Raw genomic sequence first — 23,017 nt, 5'->3', positions numbered from 1 at the left:
ATATTGCTATTACAAATAATGTTCACAACTCTTTAAGAAGCGATTTGTGACATCGGGGGATATATGGATATCGAAGTTTCACGTCAGACTGCAGTTGTTGAAGCTACCAGTGGAGATGTGGTTGTAGTTAAGCCAGACGGCAATGCCAGAAAAGTTTCGGTTGGCGATATCATCCGTGAAAATGAGATCGTGATTACGGCCAACAAGTCAGAGCTTGTATTAGGCGTTCAGAATGATTCGATTCCGGTTGCAGAGAATTGCGTCGGTTGTGTTGATGACAACGCTGCATGGGTAGATGCCCCAATAGCTGGTGAGGTTAATTTTGACTTACAGCAATCAGATGCAGAAACCTTTACTGAAGACGACCTTGCTGCAATTCAAGAAGCCATTTTAGGTGGTGCCGATCCGACCCAAATCTTAGAAGCAACGGCTGCGGGGGGCGGATTAGGTTCTGCAAACGCTGGCTTTGTGACGATTGACTACAACTACACCGAAACTCATCCGTCGACATTTTTTGAGACCGCAGGTCTAGCAGAACAAACGGTTGATGAAGACCGAGAAGAGTTCAGAACAATAACCCGTTCATCGGGCGGTCAATCAATCAGTGAAGTGCTCACCGAAGGCTCAATTTCTGGCAATACCTACCCCCAATCTATTACAACTACCGAAACGATTATTGCTGGTAGTTTAGCGCTCTCCCCTGATTCTTTTGTTCCAGAAGCACTGTCTCTCGCTTCGCTACTCACAGAGCTAAACAGTGATATTACTTCAAGTGGTCAACCCGTTACGTTTATTTATGATGCGGCGACGAACTCTATCATTGGTGTTCAAGGCACCGATGAAGTATTACGCATCGACATCGATGTTGTTAGTGTTGGAAACAACGCTGAGCTTTCATTGACCACAACGATTTCTCAACCAATTGATCACGTAACGTCTGTTGGTGGCGGTCAGGTTTCCTATACAGGCGATCAAATTAACATCACTTTTGATATTCAAGGTGAAGACACCGCTGGGAACCCGCTAGCAACACCCGTTAACGCACAAGTTTCAGTGTTTGACGGGATAGATCCGTCTGTTGAAAGTGTCAATATCACTAACGTTGAAACTAGCAGCGCGGCAATCGAAGGGACGTTCTCAAATATTGGTAGTGATAACCTTCAATCAGCCGTATTTGATGCAAGTGCACTGGACCAGTTTGATGGGTTGCTCAGTGATAATCAAAACACGCTTGCGAGACTTTCTGATGATGGAACAACGATTACTCTGTCCATCCAAGGTCGAGGTGAGGTTGTTCTCTCTATCTCCCTTGATACCGACGGCACCTATAAATTCGAGCAGCCTAATCCGATAGAACAAGTGGGCACCGATTCACTGACGTTTGCTTTGCCGATCACGATTACCGATTTTGACCAAGATGTTGTAACCAATACGATCAACATTGCCATTACTGATGGCGATAGCCCGGTTATCATTAATGTTGACAGTATTGACGTTGATGAAGCGGGTATTGTTGGCGGCTCACAAGAGGGAACCGCGCCTGTAGCGGGGAGCGGAAGTATCACTGCCGATATTTTCGAAAGCGACATCATCGACCATTATGAACTGGAGCCGACGGAATTTAATACGGGTGGCACCTTGGTTTCAAATGGTGAGGCTGTGCTACTTGAGCTGATTGGTGAGATCGGTGGTGTAAGAACTTATGAAGGTTACGTTGAGGTCAATGGAACGAGAATTACGGTCTTTGATGTTAAAATTGATAGCCCTTCATTGGGCAACTATGAGTTTAATCTTTATGAAGAACTTTCTCATCAAGGCGCTGAAGATGCGCTGCTAACTTTTGCATTGCCAATTTATGCTGTTGATGCAGATGGCGACCGTTCTGCACTATCTGGCGGTTCGAGTACACCAGAAGCCGCAGAGATTCTCGTTAATGTCACAGATGATGTTGTTGAGCTAGTTGATAAAGTTGAGTCAGTCACGGAACCAACTTTAGCCGGCGATACCGTTGTTTCGTATAACCTATTCAACTTCGAAGGCGCAGATGGTTCTACAATTCAATCGTTTAACTACGACGGTGTTGATTACTCACTCGATCAAAGCCTGCTCCCCGATGCTACCCAGATTTTCAGTTTTACTGAAGGTGTCGTCACTATCTCATTAAACGGTGACTTCAGTTTTGAAGTCGCTCGTGATATCGACCACTCAAGCAGTGAAACTATCGTCAAACAGTTCTCATTTTTAGCCGAAGATGGTGATGGGGATACTGATAGTTCGACGCTTGAGTTAAGTATTACCGATGGCCAAGATCCGATCATTGATTTGATCCCGCCTGTGACTCTCTCTGAAACCAACCTTAATGACGGCTCTGCTCCCAGCGGAAGTACAGTTAGCGCAACCGAGACGATTACCTTTACTGCTGGTAGTGATGATGTAGCTAAATTTCGTATTGAACCAACTGAATTCAATGTCGATGGGACACTGAAATCGAATGGGTTTGCGGTTGAGATAAAAGAAGACTCTGCTATTCAGGGCACTTACATCGGTTTTATTACCAACGCTTCTGGCTCTGAAATCCCAGTATTCACCATTAGTTTCTCTGCTACTACGTTAGGTGAATACACCTTTACCTTACTTGAAGCGCTAGACCATGTGGATGGCCTAGATAAAAACGATTTAAGCTTTGAGCTTCCTGTTTATGCGGTAGACAGCGATGGCGATGACTCATTGGTGTCTCAGCTTAATGTAACTATTGGTGATGACGTTCAAATCATGCAAGACGGTACGTTAGATATCATCGAGCCAAATCTTGCTGACGGCACTGTAACAACCAACACCATTGACGTGATGCCCGATCAAAGTGCAGATGGCGCGACCATCACTCAGTTCAATTATGACGGTGTCGTAAATACACTGGATCAAAGTATTTCAGGCGAGCAGCAGTTTAACTTCGCAGAAGGTCGCTTGTTCATCACCCTTGAAGGTGAAATGCGTTTCGAGCCAAACCGTAACCTAGACCACTCTGCGAGTGAAGACATTGTTAAGTCGATAGTCGTGACGTCGAATGACTTTGATAACGACCCGGTGACATCAACCGTTACTTTGACCATTACTGATGGTGATAACCCTACTATCGATGCTGTTCCGAGTGTTGCTCTTGAAGAATCGGATCTCGCTGATGGCTCATCACCAAGCGGCAGTGCGGTTAGCCAAACAGAAACCATCACTTTCACCAACCAAAGTGATGATGTTGAGAAATTCCGTTTAGAGCCTAGTGAATTTAACGTTGGCGATTCTCTCACGTCCGATGGTCTGGTGATCGAGATTAGAGAAGAACCTGCAGGTTCGGGTAATTATATCGGTTTCACGACTGATATTTCGAATACTGAAACTACCGTTTTCACTCTTGATTTCAGCAGTACTAATTTGGGTGAATACACCTTTACGCTTATCGAAGCGATTGACCACACGCCGATTCAAGGCAATAACGACCTCACATTCAACTTGCCTGTTTACGCCGTCGATAGCGACGGTGACGACTCTCTGATGTCTCCGTTGGCGGTGACGATCACCGATGACGTTCAAGTGATGGTCAATAGCTCACTCGATATTGAAGAGCCAACGGTCTCGGATTTAGCGGCAGGTACGCCGACCACGACAACGGTTAATGTTCTTGATGAAGAAGGCGCTGATGGAACGACCATTACTCAGTTGACCTACGATGGTGGAGCGGTACTAACACTTGACCAAAGCGATACGGGTGAACAGAAATTTGATGTTCCTGAGGGTTCGCTGTATATCACCCTACAGGGCGACGTGCGTTTCGAGCCTAATCGCAATCTCGACCACACAGGTGGAGACATTGTTAAATCGATAGTGGTGACCTCAAGTGATTCTGATAACGATCTTGTTTCCTCAACGGTTACGCTGACCATTACCGATGGCGATATTCCAACGATTGATAATGTACCAAGTGTTACGCTATCTGAATCCAACCTGAGTGATGGCTCTACTCCAAGCGGCAGTGCGGTCAGTCAAACTGAGACGATTACCTTCACCAACCAAAGTGATGATGTGACGAGTTTCCGTATTGAACCTACTGAGTTCAATATTGGCGGCCTTCTAAAATCGAATGGACTGACGGTTGAGTTGAAAGTCGACCCAAGTACGCCGGGTGGCTACATCGGCTTTGTGACGACGGCGCCTAATGTTGAAACGAACGTGTTCACGATTAGTTTTTCGGATACCAATATCGGTCAATACACCTTCACACTGTTGGAAGCGTTAGATCACGTTGATGGGCTAGGAAATAACAACCTAAGCTTTGACCTGCCGGTTTACGCTGTTGATAAAGATGGTGATGATTCACTGGTGTCTCAACTCAATGTGACTATCGGTGATGATGTCCAAATCATGCAAAACGGCACATTAGATATCGTTGAACCGAATGTTGCTGATTTGGCTGGTGGTACTGTAACGACCAATACCATCGATGTGATGCCAACGCAAAGTGCTGACGGCGCGACAATCATTCAGTTCACCTACGATGGTCAACTTCGAACACTTGATCAAACTGACAATGGCGAGCAAAAGTTCAGCTTCACGGAAGGAGAGTTATTCATTACTCTTCAAGGTGAAGTGCGTTTTGAGCCAAATCGTAATTTAGACCACACAACGAGCGAAGACATCGTGAAGTCGATTGTGGTGACTTCAAGTGACTTCGATAACGATCCCGTGACAGCAACGGTTACGCTGACGATTACCGATGGTGATATCCCAACCATCGATGCCGTGTCAAGCGTTACTCTATCTGAAACTAACCTTAGCGATGGCTCTAGCCCGAGCGGTAGCGCAGTAAGTCAAACCGAGACGATTACTTTCACTAACCAAAGTGATGATGTGACGAGTTTCCGCATTGAACCAACTGAGTTTAATGTCGGTGGTGTACTGAAATCGAATGGGTTTGCGGTCGAGATAAAAGAAGATTCTGCTAATCCGGGCACTTACATAGGCTTTATTACCAACGGTTCGAGCGCTGAAGTCCCCGTGTTTACCATTAGCTTCTCTTCAGCCACGTTAGGTGAATACACTTTCACTCTACTTGAAGCGCTAGACCATGTTGCTGGCCTAGCGAACAATGATCTGAGCTTTGATCTGCCTGTTTATGCGGTAGACAGTGATGGTGATGATTCACTGGTATCGCAGCTTAATGTAACGATTGATGATGATGTTCAAATCATGCAAGGTGGTGCGCTCAATATTACCGAGCCGACCGTCGCTGATTTAGCGGCTGGTACACCGACCACGGCTACTTTTGATGTCATGCCAAACCAAAGTGCTGACGGCGCGACCATCACTCAGTTCACTTATGATGGCGTCGTAAACACCCTCGATCAAAATATTGCAGGCGAACAGCAGTTTATCTTCGCAGAAGGCAAACTGTACATTACCCTCGAAGGTGAAGTTCGCTTTGAGCCTAATCGAGATCTTGACCATACGGCCGGCGATATTGTTAAGTCGATAGTGGTGACCTCAAGCGATTTCGACAAAGACTCAGTCGCGTCAACCGTTACGTTAACGATCACCGATGGTGATATTCCAACCATTGATGTTATTCCAACGGTTAGCTTATCTGAAACGAACCTGACGGATGGTTCAGCCCCAAGTGGCAGTGCGGTAAGTCAAACCGAAACCATCACCTTCACTAATCAAAGTGATGATGTGGTCCGCTTCCGCCTTGAACCAACAGAGTTCAATACCAATGATGCACTCACATCGAATGGTTTAGCTGTTGAATTACGTGAAGATCCGCAAGGGTCGGGCAACTACATCGGATTTACAACCAGCTCGTCGAATGCGGTAACCACAGTATTTACGTTGAGTTTTTCTGGGACAACCTTAGGTGAATACACCTTTACCTTAATCGAAGCCTTGGATCATCAAGATGCACGTGGCAACAACGACCTGAGTTTTGATCTGCCTGTGTATGCGGTGGATAGTGACGGCGACGATTCGTTAGTCTCTCAGCTTGGCGTGACTATTGGTGATGATGTGCAGTTGATGCAAGGCGGCACAATAACCAGTCGTGAGCCTGCTGGAGTCGTCGAAACATCGAATACTCTGGACGTGATGCCAAATCAGAGCGCAGATGGAGCAAAAATCACTTCATTTGTGTTTGATGGAAACAGTGCAGAAAGCCTTGATCTCAATGTGAATGGCGAGCAAGAGTTTGTGTTCACTGAAGGTTCTGTATTTATTACCACAGAAGGTGAGATACGATTCGAGCCTGTGCGAAATCAAGATCACACGAGTGGTGATATTACTAAGACGATTGTTGTTACATCTACTGACCTTGATGGTGATATCGTCTCATCTACCGTGACATTGAAGATTACCGATGGTGATCTTCCAACGATCGATTTGGTCCCTGGAATTACGCTCTCAGAAGTGGATCTCGCTGATGGTTCTTCGCCAACCGGCAATCCAGTGGCGATGACTCAAGTTATTACCTACTCAGAGGGTAGTGACGATGTTAGTTATTTCAGAATTGACCCTGCTCAGTTCAATACTTCGGGGGCTTTGAAGTCGAATGGATTAGAGGTTGAGATTAAAGAGCAGCCAGCGAATTCTGGTAATTACATTGGCTTCGTCAAGGACGGTTCTAACGTCGAAACCAACGTCTTCACGATCAGTTTCTCGACAACCAATCTAGGGCAATATACGTTCACACTGCTTGAAGCGTTAGACCATACAGATGGATTACAAAACAATACTCTAAGTTTCGATGTCCCTGTTTTAGCGGTTGATACCGATGGTGATGATTCTGCAATGTCGCCAATGACCGTGGTGATCACCGATGATGTACAAGGCGTTCAAGATGGGGCGTTAAGTATCACTGAGCCTTCACTTGCTGATATAGCAGCAGGTACGCCAACCACGCCAACAATCGACGTTATGCCGACACAGAGTGCTGATGGCGCGAAAGTGACTCAGTTTATCTACGATGGTGGCACGGCTGTTACGTTAGACCCAACTGTGTCTACAGAACAAGTTTTTACCGTAACCGATGGCTTACTGTACATCACGATTGAAGGTGAGGTGCGCTTTGAACCAAGTAGAAATCTAGACCATTCATCTGGCGATATCGTGAGAACGATAGTCGTGACGACCAGTGATTTTGATAACGATACCGATACCGCGGATGTCACGTTGACGATCAAAGACGGAATTGATCCGGTTATCGATGTAGTGCCAGATATTAACCTATCGGAAGTTGGTCTTGCTGATGGCTCTATGCCGAGTGGTTCAGCGGTTAGCTCGACACAAACGATCACTTATACCGTGGGTAGTGATGATTTAAGCCACTTTAGAATTGCAACCAACGAGTTCAATCCTGGCGACCTACTCAAATCAAATGGTCTTGTTGTTCAGTTAAAAGAAGATCCTGCTTCACCTGGCGACTACATCGGGTTTACTGATGACGGGGCCGGTAACGTAACTAATGTATTCACCATTGATTTTGATAGCGTTAATAAAGGGCAGTTCACCTTCACTTTGATTGAGGCGTTAGATCACCTTGATGGTGATCTTAATAACAGCCTCAACTTCAACCTGCCTGTTTACGCCGTTGATACCGATGGTGATGATTCGGTTAAACGCGATGTCATGGTAACGATACAAGATGACATTCAACAGATGCAAGATGGCACGTTAAGCATCACAGAGCCAAATACTGGCACACCAACCACTGCTACTGTTGATGTAATGCCTACACCAAGTGCTGATGGGGCGACCATTACTCAGTTTACTTTTGGTGGCGCTTCAGCGATCACCTTGGATCAAACTAACAATGGCGAGCAAGAGTTTACCTTCACTGAAGGCTCATTGTTTGTCACGCTAAGCGGTGATGTAAGGTTCGAACCAAACCGAAATCTAGATCATTCTGCGGGCGACATTGTTAAGTCGATTGTGTTTACGTCTTCTGACTTTGATAAAGATACCTTTTCATCAACAGTCACGCTTACGATTGTTGATGGCGATGGACCAACAATCAACGTTGTGCCAAGTGTCAGCTTGTCGGAAAGCTTACTTGCGGATGGTTCGACACCTAGCGGAACGCCTGTCAGTGTGACTCAGACTATCACCTCGCTAGCGAGCAGTGATGACATTGGAAAAATAGTCGTTGAAGCTGGGCTGTTCAATACCAACGGCGTGTTGAAGTCTGATGGCCTTGAATTGAGTTTACGTGAGGAGCCTGCGGGTTCTGGCGACTACATTGCGTTTACGACGGATGGTTCGGGTGGTGAGAAAATCATATTCACCCTAGATTTTGATGATACTAATCCTAGCCAGTATACCTTTACGCTGCTTGAGCGTTTGGATCACGTTGATGGCTTAGGAAGCAACGATCTGAGTTTTGATCTTTCTGTTTACGCGCAAGACACCGATGGCGATATTTCAGCGTCTAAACCGCTTTCAGTAACCATCACCGATGATGTCCAGTTAATGAAGTCTGGTGCGCTTAGCATCACTGAACCAAGCACGGGCACACCTACCACAACGACATTTGATGTGATGCCTGCGCAAAGTGCTGATGGCGCCACCATAACCAAATTTACTTATGGTAGTCAGCCTGAAGAGTCTCTGGTGCGAACCAACACTGGTGAGCAAGAGTTTGTATTTACGGAAGGTTCGTTGTTTATCACGCTTGAAGGTGATGTGCGCTTTGAGCCTAATCGAAACCTGAATCATTCTGGTGGTGATATCGTTAAGACGATTACCGTGACATCAGAAGATAAAGACGGTGATATTGTTACTTCGACCGTGACATTGACGATTTCAGATGGTGCTCCACCGGTAATTGATACTGTACCAACGGTTGCATTGGAAGAAGCGAATCTCGTGGATGGTTCATCTCCGAGCTTACCTGTGAGCCAAACTGAAACCATTGCTTTCACAGCGGGAAGTGATGATGTGAGCTATTTCCGTATTGATACCACTCAGTTCAACACGTCTGGTGATTTGAAATCGGATGGCCTAGTGGTTCAGCTTAAAGAAGATCCAGCCAACAGCGGAACCTATATTGGTTTCGTTGAGAGTGGGGGTGTTCAAACGGATATCTTTACCATCACTTTTAATAGTGTAGTGCTAGGCGAATACACCTTCACTTTGTTGGAAGAGCTCGATCATCTGCCTGTGCAAGGCAACAACGATCAAGTATTCACTCTGCCAGTGATCGCGGTCGACCAAGACAATACCGACTCTGTGATGAAACCTTTGACCGTTACTATCACCGATGATGTGCCTGTCATTACCGATACGACAGCGACCAGCACATTTGTGGTTGATGAAGATGATCTCGGCTCTGCGATTTCTCAAGCAACAGGTGCATTTGTTACCACAGAAGGTGCAGACCAAGTAGAGGTTTACGAACTGCGTAATATCTCTGCGCTTGAAGCGACATTGACCTCTGGAACTGAAGCGATTTCTATTACAGAAGTCACAGGTGCCGCCAACACAACGACCTATCAAGGTACGACGACAAGTGGAACTCCTATCTTCACGCTCGCGCTAGCGAATGACGGCTCTTATACGTTTACGTTGCTAGGTCCTCTAAACCATCCAACAAGCCCGAATTCCAATACCTTAACGATTCCATTTGATGTCGTTGCGGTTGATGGTGACGGCGATGATTCTAACCAATATGTATTGCCAATCGAGGTGCTAGACGATGCGCCAGTAATGAGTGCGCCGACGGGTGAAACGGTTGTCGATGAAGACGATCTTACTGGTATTGGTTCCGATCAATCTGAAGACACCATTATTAATGGCCTGTTCACTGTCGATGAAGGCGCGGATGGTGTTGTGAAGTATGAACTGGTTGATGAAGATTTGGTTCTGACTGGCTTAACCTCCAACGGAGAAAGTTTAGAGTGGCTTGCTGTTTCACAAAGCGGCACAACATTTACTTACGTTGCTCAAACTGCAACGAGTAATGAAGCTGTGTTTGAGATTATTTTCGATACCTCGGATAACAGCTATCAGTTTGAATTGTTTAAACCACTTAAGCACCCTGATGGCGCGAATGAAAACGCAATTGACCTTAACTTTTCTGTTGTTGCAGAAGATTTTGATCAAGACCAATCAAACGCGATCGATTTGAAAATCACGGTGACTGATGATGTTCCATTGGTGACAACTCAATCGATCACACGAATTGAAGGCCAGGGCTATGGTAATTCCAAAGTTGACATGTTTGCTAATGCGACGGATGTCGGCGCGGATGGCGCGGTACTGAGTCGAATTGAGGGCATTACCAGTAATGGTGCAGATATTGTTTTCCGTACAGGAAACAGCGGGCCGTACAGCAGCAGTTTCGATTTAAATAGCGGTAGTCAACAAGTACGAGTGTACGAACAAACCGACGATGGTAGTGGTGGCGTGGACACCCGTGAGCTAGGGCGTTTGCGTATCAACTCAAATGGCGAGGTTGAATTTAGAGCTAACGGCTATCTCGATCATGACGGCCTAGACACCATCGATTTTTCGATTAATGTGATTGCGACGGATGGCGATTTAGATACCTCTGAAACACCGTTAGATATAACGATTACTGATAGGGACTCTACAAGAATCGCTCTGAAAGTGACGACCTTCGAGGATGCGGGTAGAGACTCAACCATACCTTATGCAACAGGCGATGAGCCGGCTCTTGAGAATATTCAAGATAACCAAAATGGTTTGCCTAATGCGCCAGCTCAAGTTGCGCTGCAAGTTAGTCTGTATGACCAAGATAACGCTGAATCTATTGGCCAGTTGACGATTAAAAGCCCGAACGGAGGTGATAGTCATCAAGGTACTTTTTATTACTTTGATGGTGCTGACTACATTGAATTAGTGCCTGAGTCAAATGGGAGCATTATATTTGGTCCTCCTCAACTCGAACAAAGCTTTGCTCCAAATCCGAATGAGCCAAGACAAACTATTGCGACGATAGACAACTTGTTCTTTGTTCCGGACCAACACGCTAGTTCGGATGAAACTGGTGGGCGCGTTCGTTATGAGCTAGAAATTGAGAAAAATGGCAATACGGATCACACCGTTAACTCAAACTTCAGAATCGAGATTGAAGCGGTAGCGGATATTGCAACGTGGGATGACGCCAACAGTACTTATCAGTATCAAGTGAATGAAGATGAAGACAATGTTACGTTGCAGCTGAATGCTGAATCGCAAGATAACAGCAATACTGAGACGATTACCTATGAACTTGAAGCGATTCAGGGTGATGGGAAGTTTGAGTTACTTGATCAAAATGGCAATGTGTTAACGCCTGTTAATGGTGTTTATATCATCGCATCTGCTGATATTAATAGCACAGTCGTTAACCCAATCGACAACTTCTCTGGACAAATTGAGTTCAAAGCGACGGCAATTACGGAAGAGACGCTTAACCCATACGATGATTCAGCGAACGGCGGGTTAGACAAAACGACCGCTCGCTCTGTTGAGCAAAACATTATCATTGATGTGACTGCCGATGCGGACCCTGGGTCGTTCAGTGTTAACCGGATTCGTATTAACGAAGACAATATTGATGACCCAGACTACCTAGGTCCTCTGGACAACAAAGATGCCTTCACGCTAGACGAAGTCATCACAATGAATGGCTCAGTGGACACTGATGGTTCAGAAGAGCTATTTGTTCGTATCAGTAATATTACCGAAGGGGCGGTGCTTTATTTCCTTGGAACTACGACCCCAGTTCCTACAATCACTATTAACGGTATTGATTATCAGGAAGTGGCGTATTCCGATCTCGCCAACGTAGAGATTGTTCCGACTAAACACAGCAATGTCGATTTTACTTTTGATGTAACCGGTGTGGTTAAAGACACTGCGAACCTCTCTACTGGTGCACAAGTTGATGAAGAAATCCTAGGAACTAAAACGGTTAACGTTGAGGTTAAAGGGGTTGCAGATATTCCTTATGGCGGTACAAACGGTACGGCTTGGACAGCAATCACCGATGGCACAACACCTGGTGTTCAAACCACGATCCAAGAGAGCCAGAATGGAGACAGCTACGCCGAGCTTGATTTCACCGTGTTGTCTGGAGAGAGAAGACCTGATCCTGCAGCAGTAGATCAAACCCCATTACCTGACGATGGTTCAGAATCCATAACCGTTATCCTCTCGGGTATTCCTGATGGCGTTATTCTGGAAGACGGTGACGGTACCATTATTGACCTTAACTTTGTCGGTTACGAAACCGGTCCGGGTGGTAGCCCCGATCTTTCTAAACCTATCTACGAAGCGAACATCACTGACGCAGGTAAAACCTCAGGAATCCGCATCAGACCTGTCGATTCTTCAACAGAGAACATTCACATTCAGGGTAAAGTGATCGTGACTGAGAATGACGGTCATACGCTTACGTTTGACCAAGAAGTGCGAGTGTTAGTCGAACCTAGAATCGATACCTCAGCGACGTACAGCACAGTCACTAATGGCGATGAAGATACGGCGATCAGTATTGATTGGCACCCAGAGGGTACTGATTATATTGATGATGATGAGCATTTCACTTCTATTGTGATCAGTGCCATTCCGACAGATGTTGAAAGTGTTGTGGTTAATGGCGATGTAACTTGGGTTTACGATGCTTCAGCAGGCACTTTAACCATTACGCCGAAGAGTGGACAGACGGCAGAAGAGTTTACTCAAATTGCACTGAACAATAATTTTATTCAGATCACACCTGAACAAGACTCGAGCACCGACTTTACGCTTAATACGGTTGTCATGATCGAAGAGCGAGATCATGAGTATGTTGATGCGACTGATCCTGGTCAGGGCATCGCTACCGCGACAATCACGGGCTCGATTGATGTTATCGTACGTCCAGTCGTTGAGCCGAAAGACGCTAGCAACAAGCTTATCGTCGATGATGTGCTGGGTACTGGAGCACTAGCAACCGTAGTTGCTGATGCAAACACTGGCGTGCTTAAGTTCACAACCAACAGCGATAATACATCGGTTACGGATGAGTTCGTCATTCGATATCAAGAAACAGATGCTTCGTCCGCTATCGAAGAAGTTGACCAGTTAGTTATTGAATTAACAAACGTGGACGGTTCGGAGCTATCAGATGCTGTACTCAATCAACTGCTCGTTATTGGCGCTGCTTATGAAGGCAATGGGCGCTGGGTTGTAACGAATGAAGACATATTTAGCATCAGTGCATCGAACGGCCTTGTTCTTCCTTCAGGAAACAGCGGGGCAGGAGGGTTCAATGACATCAAGATGGATATCTTTAGCACGGTAATAGACCGAGGTGATGGTGCTGAGGTTGAGTCATCTACGGCCGCTCGTAGGGACGGAGAAGTCACTCTGTCATTCCCTCAAGTGGTGGCTGGGAGTACTAAGGTTGCAGCCGATATTGATATAACACCAGACAGTGTTGTTGATGCGATTGAGGACACCCAGTTAGATCTAGGTACGGCATTGAATGGTTTAATTACTTTCTCGGGCGAAGATGACTCAACTGATCAAGTGACCATCATTATTGATGACAGTGTGACCATTAATCCAGGAGCGGTGAACGAAGTCACCTTCCCAATTAGTTTATCGGGAAGCAGCGACCTAGACTTTGTTAATGGCAAATATGTATTCCAGACTACCGTCGATCAAGGGGTCTCGACCGACCTCTCTGGACTACTGCTTAACTTACCAGCCGACTACTCCGGCGACTTTAGGTTGCCGTTGACGATAGTAACTAAAGACGTATTGTCGGGGGATGAGAAAACTCTAGTGACAGAAGTAGTCATTAAAGTTGCTCCTGATGTTGAAGGTAACCCAGATATTGACGTTACTGTCGTTGGTTCGCTTGACGATTCGTTTAACCTTGTCGATACCGACGGTCAAGCAGGGCAAGATCCAGTCGGCTACGAAGATACCTATATCCAACTTGATTTCAGCTCGACCATTGATGACCAAGTAAGCGGAGTTGAAGGTGGTGACGAAAAATTCACCTCTATCACACTGACGTTAAATGACACGAGTGTTGGGGCTTTCTATACCAGCGCAGGGGTATCGCTTGGCACATCGGTGACCTTTAATGAAGCTGAGATTAATGCAGGCGCGTTGGATAATGTACTATTCCGACCGGCGTTAAATTACCCAACAGATAATGACGTAAATCAGGTGCAAGTGAATGTCAGCGGGACGATTACCGATACTGCTACATACAATGATGCAGCTTCGCCAACTGGCAGCGCGACTGATACCGATACTTTCTCAACCAATGTCAGTTTTGAAGTCGTTCCTGTGGTGGATGACGTGTCTGTCACTGGCCCGGGTAGCGATCCTGATGTTATCGAGATTACGGGTACTGAGGACCAGCTGATTTCTTTGTCGGGCACAGGGCCTGTATCGATTGCACTGACTGACCTTGATGGCTCAGAACAGTTTGTGTCGATTAAGTTTACAGATGTACCTGATGGCTTCCAGATGCGTGCAGATGCTGGTTCGGCATACACGGTGAAGAATAATGGTGGTGGTGAGTGGAGTGTTCAACTACCTCAAGCATCAGGGTTATCGTTCGACTTGAGTGAGATTTCGATTTTACCGCCTAAGGACTTCAGTGGTACGGCTGAATTTGGTGTTGCCGTATTTACTCAAGAATCTTTGTTGGGTGTGCCTACTGCAGCATCAAATCTGCCAAGCTTTAAGCTGCATGTGGTACCTGTGGGTGATGATGTTGATACTAATCCAACAGATTCTGTGACAGGTAACGAAGGTCAAAACATTGATATCGAAATCAATGCGACAATTTTGGATAAAGAGCTATCTGCAACGGGCAGCGGCACTTATACCGAGAATGCGCCAGAGACACTTCGAGTCGAAGTTGCTGGTGTGCCTCAAGATGCCTCTATCTACTACCCAGACGGCACGACCTTGGCTAGTTACGATCCAGTTACGAAGATCTGGACACTGGATGTTGCTGCGCAGTCACTTGATAAGATCGTATTCAATTCTGGTGAACACAACAGTGATGCAGGTAATGTGTTAGGCATCAATGGCCCGCTGCAGATTACCGTTCGCTCTGTTGATACTGACGCTGATAACACCGAATATTTGGGTACACCAACCAGTTTCGATGTTGATTTAGTGGTTGATCCGATCAACGACCAGCCGACGTTTGTGAATGTCACCAACATTGAAACGCAAGAAGACTCAAGTGGTGTGGCGATTGACAACTTTAGTATCTACGATGTAGACGCAAGTTTTGATAATCCGGATGCACCATATACGCTGACGTTGGAAATTGACCAATTATTGCCGGGAGCACAAGGTGTATTTGAGTTTACAAGTTCTCCTGATGTGACGTTTGTATTGCAACCTGGTGGCTCATTGGTGATTACCGGTAAAGAAGCCGACATCAATACCGCATTGACCAATGGAGCAGTGACGTTCAAACCCGATCCAGACCAGAATTACCTCAACCAGAGTGGTTTAGTCACGATCAATGCAACGCTCGATGATGGTGGTAATAACGGCTTGATTGACGCGGGTGATCCGAATACGGCTCAAACTAATCAAACTACGTTCACCATTAAGGTGACGGAAGTGAACGATGCGCCTGTCGCGACAGATGTTGATTTAGGTTCGATTGCCGAGGAAGGCCAGCTTGTTATTGTTGAAGGGGATTTAATTGCAGCAAGCTCTGACCCAGAAAACCACAACTTAACAGTAACTGGTGTAACTCTGACTCAGGGACAAGGCCAACTAACCCGCTTTGAAAATGCAGGTGGCGCCGATGACGCGGCGATTACCGGACCATTCTGGCTATTTGTAGCGGACAACGACTTTAACGGTGACGTTAAATTCAATTACTCAATTACTGATGACGGTACAACTAATGGCGCGGATGACTTCCTAACCGACAGTGCTGAAATTAGTCTTGAAGTAACGGAAGTGAATGACGCTCCTGTAGCAACGGACATCGACTTAGGCAACATCCTTGAAGAAGGTCAGTTGATCATCAAAGAGGGCGATTTAATTGCTGCGACGAGCGATCCGGAAAACGACACGATTACCGTGACTAATCTGGCGCTCGATGAAGGCCAAGGTCAACTACAACGCTTCGAGAACGTAGGTGGTGCTGATGATGCTACGATCACTGGCCCATACTGGGTATTTACGGCAGCTGATGAATACAACGGCAACGTTAAGTTTACCTATACCGTAGAGGATGATGGTACAACCAACGGCGCTAATGACTTCCTAACGGATACAGCGGAGATCACCGCGATTGTCGATGGAGTGAACGATACACCGGTCGTTAATGGTGACAGTGTCACTACGGTTATTGACGAGGATGCTGGTCAACTGTTGAGTGGTATCAATTTCAGTGACCCTGATTATGTAGATACATTTTCTGATGATCTGATGACCGTCACGCTGACGGTGGATTACGGTACATTGAATGTATCACTTCCAGCAGTGACGACGGTTGTTGTTAACGGCAACAACACGGGTTCAGTCATCTTAGTGGGGACATTGAGTGACCTGAATGCGTTGATTGATACGCCAACCAGTCCAAATGGTGTTTTCCTTGATGCGAGCCTGTCTCCAACCAATAGCATTGGATTAGAAGTTGTTGCCAAAGACAGCGGCAACCCTTCAGGTATTGCGATAGAGACAGCACCTGTGGTTTACAACATCGCGGTGACGCCAGTGGCGAATGCACCAACCCTGTCTATCGATAGTGCGACTAACTACGTGAGAAACATTACTGCGAGTCAGTCTGTGAGTGCGAGTGGCATTCCTTTAGTTGGGATTATCGCAGCCTTAACGGACATTACAGAAGAGCTAACGCTGCATATCAGTGATGTACCTGCTGGCGCTCAAATCACCAGTGCTGCGGGTTCTGTGACGGATCTTGGCGGTGGTGTTTGGGTAGCAACGGCAGATGCAATTGAAAGCTTGCAAGCGGTTGGGCTTTCTCAAACTCCAGGTAACTACACACTGAAAGTCGAGGCGGTTTCTGAAGAGACTGACAACAACGATACAGCAACCTCTGCATCGATTGACCTTAACTTGAACATTGTGTCTAACGCAGTTGATATTAACTTGGCTTCGGAAACCGATGATGTTCAGTTACTGGCTGGTGCTAATGCGACTGACTTAACGGGTGGTTCAGGGAATGATCGACTTGAAGGTGGCGCAGGTGACGATACGCTTGTTGGCGGTGACGGTAACGACACCCTGATTGGCGGCGGAGGCTCAGACATTCTGACTGGTGGTGATGGTATGGACTCGTTCGTATGGCTTAACATCGAAGATGGTGTTGAAGATACGATTACCGACTTTGATTTGTCGGAAGGGGACAGCATTGACTTGAGAGAAGTGTTGCCGGAGCTTAAAAATACATCTCCAGACATGACCGCGTTGCTACAACAAATAGACGCGAAAGTGGACGGGGATGATATTGAGCTTACGATCAACCCGGATGGCTTAGGTACTACGGAACAGGTGATTGTGGTTGAAGACCTTGCGCCACAGCTAACCTTAAGTAGCACCATGCCTTCGGACATTCTGGATGCATTGGTACAGCAGAATGTGATAACTCACGGTTAAAGCGAACCATTGAACCATAACGAAAGAGGCCAGCATTGCTGGCCTCTTTTTTGTTACGGTATAAATTGAAAAGAGTTACTTAAGGGAGTTGTGGATCAGGAACTCTTCTTCAACACCTTTCAATTTCATCTCATCCATAATGAAGTTCACCGTGTTCAACAAACGTTGTTCACCTTTAGGAATCAGATAGCCGAACTGACTGTTGGTGAATGGAGTTTCGCAGCGTGCCGCTTCAAGACGTTCATCAGTTACTTGATAGAATAGACCTTCAGGCGTTTCTGTTACCATCACATCAACTTTGCCTTCTGCTACTGCTTTCGGTACGTCGAGATTGTTCTCGTAGCGTGTGAAGCTTGCATTCTGCAAGTTCGCGTCGGCAAAGATCTCGTTAGTACCGCCAATGTTCACGCCCACACGAACAGAAGAGAGGTTCACTTTCTCAATGCTGTCGTACTGTTCTGCGGTGCCTTTTGCAACCAAGAAACACTTACCAAAGGTCATGTAGCCTTGAGTTTGTTCCGCGTTTAACTGACGCTGCATTTTACGTGTAATGCCGCCCATGGCGATGTCGTACTTATCGTCGTCTAGATCGGCCAGTAGATCTTTCCATGTGGTACGAACAATCTTCAATTCAACGCCTAATTGTTCCGCGATGTGCTGTGCAACGTCGATATCGTAGCCAGAGTAGCTTTTACCATCGAAGTAAGAGAAAGGCTTGTAGTCACCTGTGGTGCCCACACGCAGAGTACCTGATTTTTGAATGTCTTCTAGCTGGTCAGCGTGTGCGACACCAGAAAGTGCCAGAGCAATGGAAGCAAGTAATAGTGATGTTTTTTTCATTGTAATTGTCTGTTGTGTTTGTGTTGTCATTCAAAGTAACAGAAACAATCAGAGAAAGAGATCAAACCATTGGAAAGGTTGGAAAAGAAGATGAAACGAGGGCAGGAGATAGGTATTTCTATGGTTTGTGAGCATTGATCGAGGTGCGTTTCATATTCCGTTTTGATAAACCGAAGACAAACAAAAAGCCCATGTTATCGAATAACATGGGCTTCATTTTGGTTTAACTTGTTAGCTGCTTATTTAGCTATTTAGCAACTGACTCGTTGTTCATCTTAGCCGGAGCTTTAGATGCGTTAACCAATAGGATACCAACGGTTAGTACCATTGAACCACATAGTAGGAACAACAAGCGTCCTGTTGGTTCGTTTGGAATCAGAGCCATTGCTAGGATACCGAAACCTGCTGTGCTGATAAGCTTACCAAGCATTGAACGCTGTTTAGTATCTAGGTTTTGTTGCTCTTCACCTTCCGCTACAAGCGGCGTGTTCCAGTTAGTGAATAGTTGGTCAACTTCTTTCTCACGCTCTGGCGATAGGCCTTTGTAGAAGCGAGAAGTCATGATGAAGTAACCACCTGTGAACACTACGTGAGCAGCTAAGCTAAGACCTACTTTCAAGTCGCTCCATTCACGGCCTGTAAGCGCTGTTTCTAGACCAAATAGGTTCTCGATGTCTTCTGCTTGCAGAGAGATACCGAAGATGTAAGAAACGAAACCACCAACCACTAGAGTAGACCAACCAGCCCAGTCAGGTGTCTTACGAATCCACATACCTAGTAGGACAGGGATAAGCATTGGGAAGCCAATCAACGCACCTACGTTCATTACGATATCGAACAAGCTTAAGTGACGCAGAGAGTTAATGAATAGACCAATCGCAATGATGAAAATACCCATCATGATAGTCGTTATCTTACTTACAATAACCAGCTCTTTCTGAGTCGCATTTTTACGAAGAATCGGGCTGTAGAAGTTCATTACAAAGATACCAGCGTTACGGTTCAAACCTGAATCCATAGAAGACATCGTTGCAGCGAACATTGCTGACATAAGAAGACCAACCATACCTGCTGGCATTACGTTTTGTACGAATGCTAGGTAAGCAGCATCACCGGCTTTGTCGCCCATTGATGTGTATTGCTCAGCGAACTCAGGCATGAATGCACTAACGTACCAAGGTGGTAGGAACCAAATTAGTGGACCAACAACCATAAGGATACATGCTAGGCCTGCCGCTTTACGTGCGTTTTCACTGTCTTTTGCACATAGGTAACGGTATGCGTTGATGCTGTTGTTCATTACACCGAACTGCTTCACGAAGATGAATACAACCCAAAGGATGAAGATGCTCATGTAGTTTAGGTTGTTACCTAACATGAAGTCGCCGTCGAAGTTAGCAACAATGTTAGTTAAGCCGCCACCGTGGAAGTAAGCTGCTACCGCACAAGTGATTGTCACGGCCATGATTACAAGCATTTGCATGAAGTCAGAAGCAACAACCGCCCAAGAGCCGCCGGTTACTGCCATCAATACTAGAACCATACCCGTTACCACAATGGTAGCTTCCATTGGGATGTTGAATACCGCTGCTACAAAGATAGCTAGACCGTTTAGCCAGATACCTGCAGAGATAAGGCTGTCCGGCATACCTGCCCATGTGAAGAACTGTTCAGACGTTTTACCAAAGCGCTGACGAATAGCTTCGATCGCCGTTACCACACGAAGTTGGCGGAACTTTGGAGCGAAGTACATATAGTTCATGAAGTAGCCAAAAGCATTGGCTAAGAATAGGATTACAATAACGAAACCGTCATTGAATGCGCGTCCTGCGGCACCTGTAAACGTCCATGCTGAAAATTGTGTCATGAAGGCAGTTGCACCAACCATCCACCACAACATTTTGCCGCCCCCTCTGAAGTAATCACTTGTAGAGGTGGTGAACTTACGGAACATCCAACCAATCGCGATTAAAAAGAAGAAGTAGGCGAGAACAACAAAAGTATCAATAGTCATCTTTTCAGCCTTTTAAATATCATAATTAACTGGGCTTAGATTAACGCGTCCCAAGGTTTATTTGTACTACAATATGTCTTTAGTATGATCTAGGTCGCATTGATTTTTCGGCCTCTAACACGTGGTTATATAAGTATTTGTTTTAATTGAATTTAAATGTGAGTGTATTTTGTTTGAGATCTAAAATAAATTGAGGGTTAAATGTTTATATGTATTACAATATAAACAAAAGCGCTTACTTTGCCGTATCTATAAGATTTTAATTATAACCGTAACAAATGTGCTACAAATCGATGTGTTGTGCGACGACATTCACGTTAATTTGGAACCCTATACTGAAAATTTTTGTATTGAGATTTCAAGTGTAGCTCATTGTTTTCACTTCGCTATTTTCTGTTTATCTGCGGCCATGAAGCCTTTCTATGCTATTTATTCATCATAGAGGTGCGTATTTGGAATTTTTGTCACTGAGTGGGCGTTAAACTCGATGACGGGACACATTTTGCGGCGCACTTTGTCTATTGTGGCCATCAGTGCATGCGATGAGAGATGTTTGACGACGTATCGAAAAGGAACATTGCTGGATAAAGGGCTGGATAAAGGGCTGGGTAAAAGGGGGTAGATAGGCAGTAGGGACACCAGTAACGCTTCGTTAGATGCATACTGACGTAGATTGAAAGCCTTACATTACTCGTTCTTGCCCGTCTTAGTCGTGGAGCTGTACGAGGCCATAGGGAGAAAGGCGATAGGGTGTGGGGGAAACACAACGTTGATTTAGCGTGTTTACGGTTAGTCAGCGCAATAAACGCCAGATAACAAAAAGCCCCACCGAGGTGAGGCTTCATCACTCAATCTAAAATAGATTAAGCGTTAACGTGATCAACTGCATCACGAACAAGCTTGCCTAGTTCGTCCCACTTACCTTCGTCGATAAGGTTAGTTGGAACCATCCAAGTACCGCCACACGCAAGTACAGAAGGGATCGATAGGTATTCATCAACATTCTTCAAGCTTACGCCACCAGTAGGCATAAATTTAACAGGGTAAACCGCTGTTAGTGCTTTAAGCATACCAGTACCGCCAGAAGGTTCAGCAGGGAAGAACTTCAACGTGCGAAGGCCCATTTCCATTGCTTGTTCAACTAGGCTTGGGTTGTTAACACCCGGTACGATTGCAACGCCTTTATCGATACAGTATTGAACAGTGCGCGGGTTGAAACCTGGGCTTACGATGAAATCAACGCCAGCTTCGATAGATGCGTCAACTTGCTCGTTAGTCAGTACAGTACCTGAACCAATTAGCATGTCTGGGAATTCTTTACGCATGATGCGAATCGCTTCGATTGCACATTCTGTACGTAGCGTGATTTCTGCACATGGCATGCCGTTTTCAACAAGTGCTTTACCTAGAGGGATAGCGTCTTCAGCACGGTTGATAGCGATTACAGGAATTACTTTTAGGTTTGCTAGTTGTTCATTTAATGTAGTCATGAATTCTTTCTCACGTTAAATGTGGGCTTGCTTTCAACTAAGCAAACCCTTGATTAATAGTTAAAGTGCGTAATTATAGAGACAGATCAGGCGTCGCTTCTAGAGGAATGATAGCACCTGGATGCTGAATCACAGTCCCTGCCACAATATGACCTGCCAACGCTGCATCACGTGCATTGCCACCGCTTAAGCGCTTAGCTAGGAAGCCCGCGCTGAACGAGTCGCCAGCCGCTGTAGTATCAACAATGTTGTCTACTGGGTTTGGAGCAACGTACTGAGCGCTTTGGCTTTCAACTACTAAGCAGTCTTTAGCACCACGTTTAATGATGATCTCTTTCACACCAGATTCAGACGTACGTGCAATACACTGTTCAATGCTTTCGTCGCCGTACAACTCTTGCTCGTCATCGAACGTCAGTAGAGCCGTGTCAGTGTACTTAAGCATCTTCAAGTACCAAGAAATCGCTTCTTGTTGACTTTCCCAAAGTTTTGGACGGAAGTTATTGTCGAAGAATACTTGGCCGCCTTGCGCTTTAAATTTGTCTAAGAAGTTGAATAGCTGCGTGCGTCCATTCTCTGTCAAGATAGCAAGCGTAATACCACTTAGGTAAACCGCATCAAAAGAGAATAACTTATCAAGTAGAGCAGGCGTGTCTTCCTGGTCAAACATGAACTTTGCTGCAGCATCATTACGCCAGTAGTGGAAACTGCGTTCACCAGTTTCATCGGTCTCGATGTAGTAAAGCCCTGGTTGTTTGTGATCAAGCTGAGCAATTAAGCTAGTGTCGATACCTTCCGCTTGCCACTTTTCTAACATGTCGGTACTGAATGGGTCAGTGCCTAGCGCTGTTACGTAGCTCGTGTTGATATCTTGCTCTTTTGTTAAGCGAGACAAGTAAAGTGCAGTATTTAGTGTATCGCCACCGAAACTTTGCTTAAGCCCGTCTTGTTTCTTTTGTAGCTCAACCATGCACTCGCCAATGACCGCGATGTTTAATGATTTCATATGCTTACCTTAGCAACTGAGGTT

5 protein-coding genes are annotated in these 23,017 nt (G+C 45.7%); 1 reads left to right on the top strand and 4 read right to left on the bottom strand.

What is annotated here, in order from left to right:
* Positions 1-63 precede the first annotated feature (63 nt).
* The gene (locus AB4558_RS16740; protein WP_372158937.1) at positions 64-17,643 is read left to right on the top strand and encodes a retention module-containing protein; all 17,580 of its coding nucleotides are present in this window, start codon (positions 64-66) and stop codon (positions 17,641-17,643) included.
* 75 nt (positions 17,644-17,718) lie between these two features.
* On the opposite strand, the gene AB4558_RS16735 is transcribed toward AB4558_RS16740, so the two are convergent.
* The 4 genes from AB4558_RS16735 to AB4558_RS16720 all read right to left on the bottom strand — a co-directional run bounded on the left by AB4558_RS16735 (position 17,719) and on the right by AB4558_RS16720 (position 22,993).
* Positions 17,719-18,483 (bottom strand): transporter substrate-binding domain-containing protein, encoded by a 765-nt coding sequence (locus tag AB4558_RS16735; RefSeq protein ID WP_017067326.1) that lies wholly within the window; start codon positions 18,481-18,483, stop codon positions 17,719-17,721.
* A 247-nt stretch (positions 18,484-18,730) separates the two neighbouring features.
* Positions 18,731-20,497: a sodium:solute symporter family protein gene (locus AB4558_RS16730; RefSeq protein ID WP_017061487.1), complete on the bottom strand. Its 1,767-nt coding sequence runs from the start codon at positions 20,495-20,497 to the stop codon at positions 18,731-18,733.
* An 863-nt stretch (positions 20,498-21,360) separates the two neighbouring features.
* On the bottom strand, positions 21,361-21,987 hold the full coding sequence (locus AB4558_RS16725) for a bifunctional 4-hydroxy-2-oxoglutarate aldolase/2-dehydro-3-deoxy-phosphogluconate aldolase (protein ID WP_017069898.1): 627 nt from the start codon (positions 21,985-21,987) through the stop codon (positions 21,361-21,363).
* A 73-nt stretch (positions 21,988-22,060) separates the two neighbouring features.
* On the bottom strand, positions 22,061-22,993 hold the full coding sequence (locus tag AB4558_RS16720; protein ID WP_017061485.1) for a sugar kinase: 933 nt from the start codon (positions 22,991-22,993) through the stop codon (positions 22,061-22,063).
* Positions 22,994-23,017: the final 24 nt, after the last annotated feature.

Origin of the sequence: Vibrio sp. 10N.222.51.C5, from assembly GCF_041474575.1 — a bacterium.
Taxonomy (GTDB): domain Bacteria; phylum Pseudomonadota; class Gammaproteobacteria; order Enterobacterales; family Vibrionaceae; genus Vibrio; species Vibrio crassostreae_C.
This window is presented reverse-complemented; position numbering and strand designations above follow the sequence as displayed.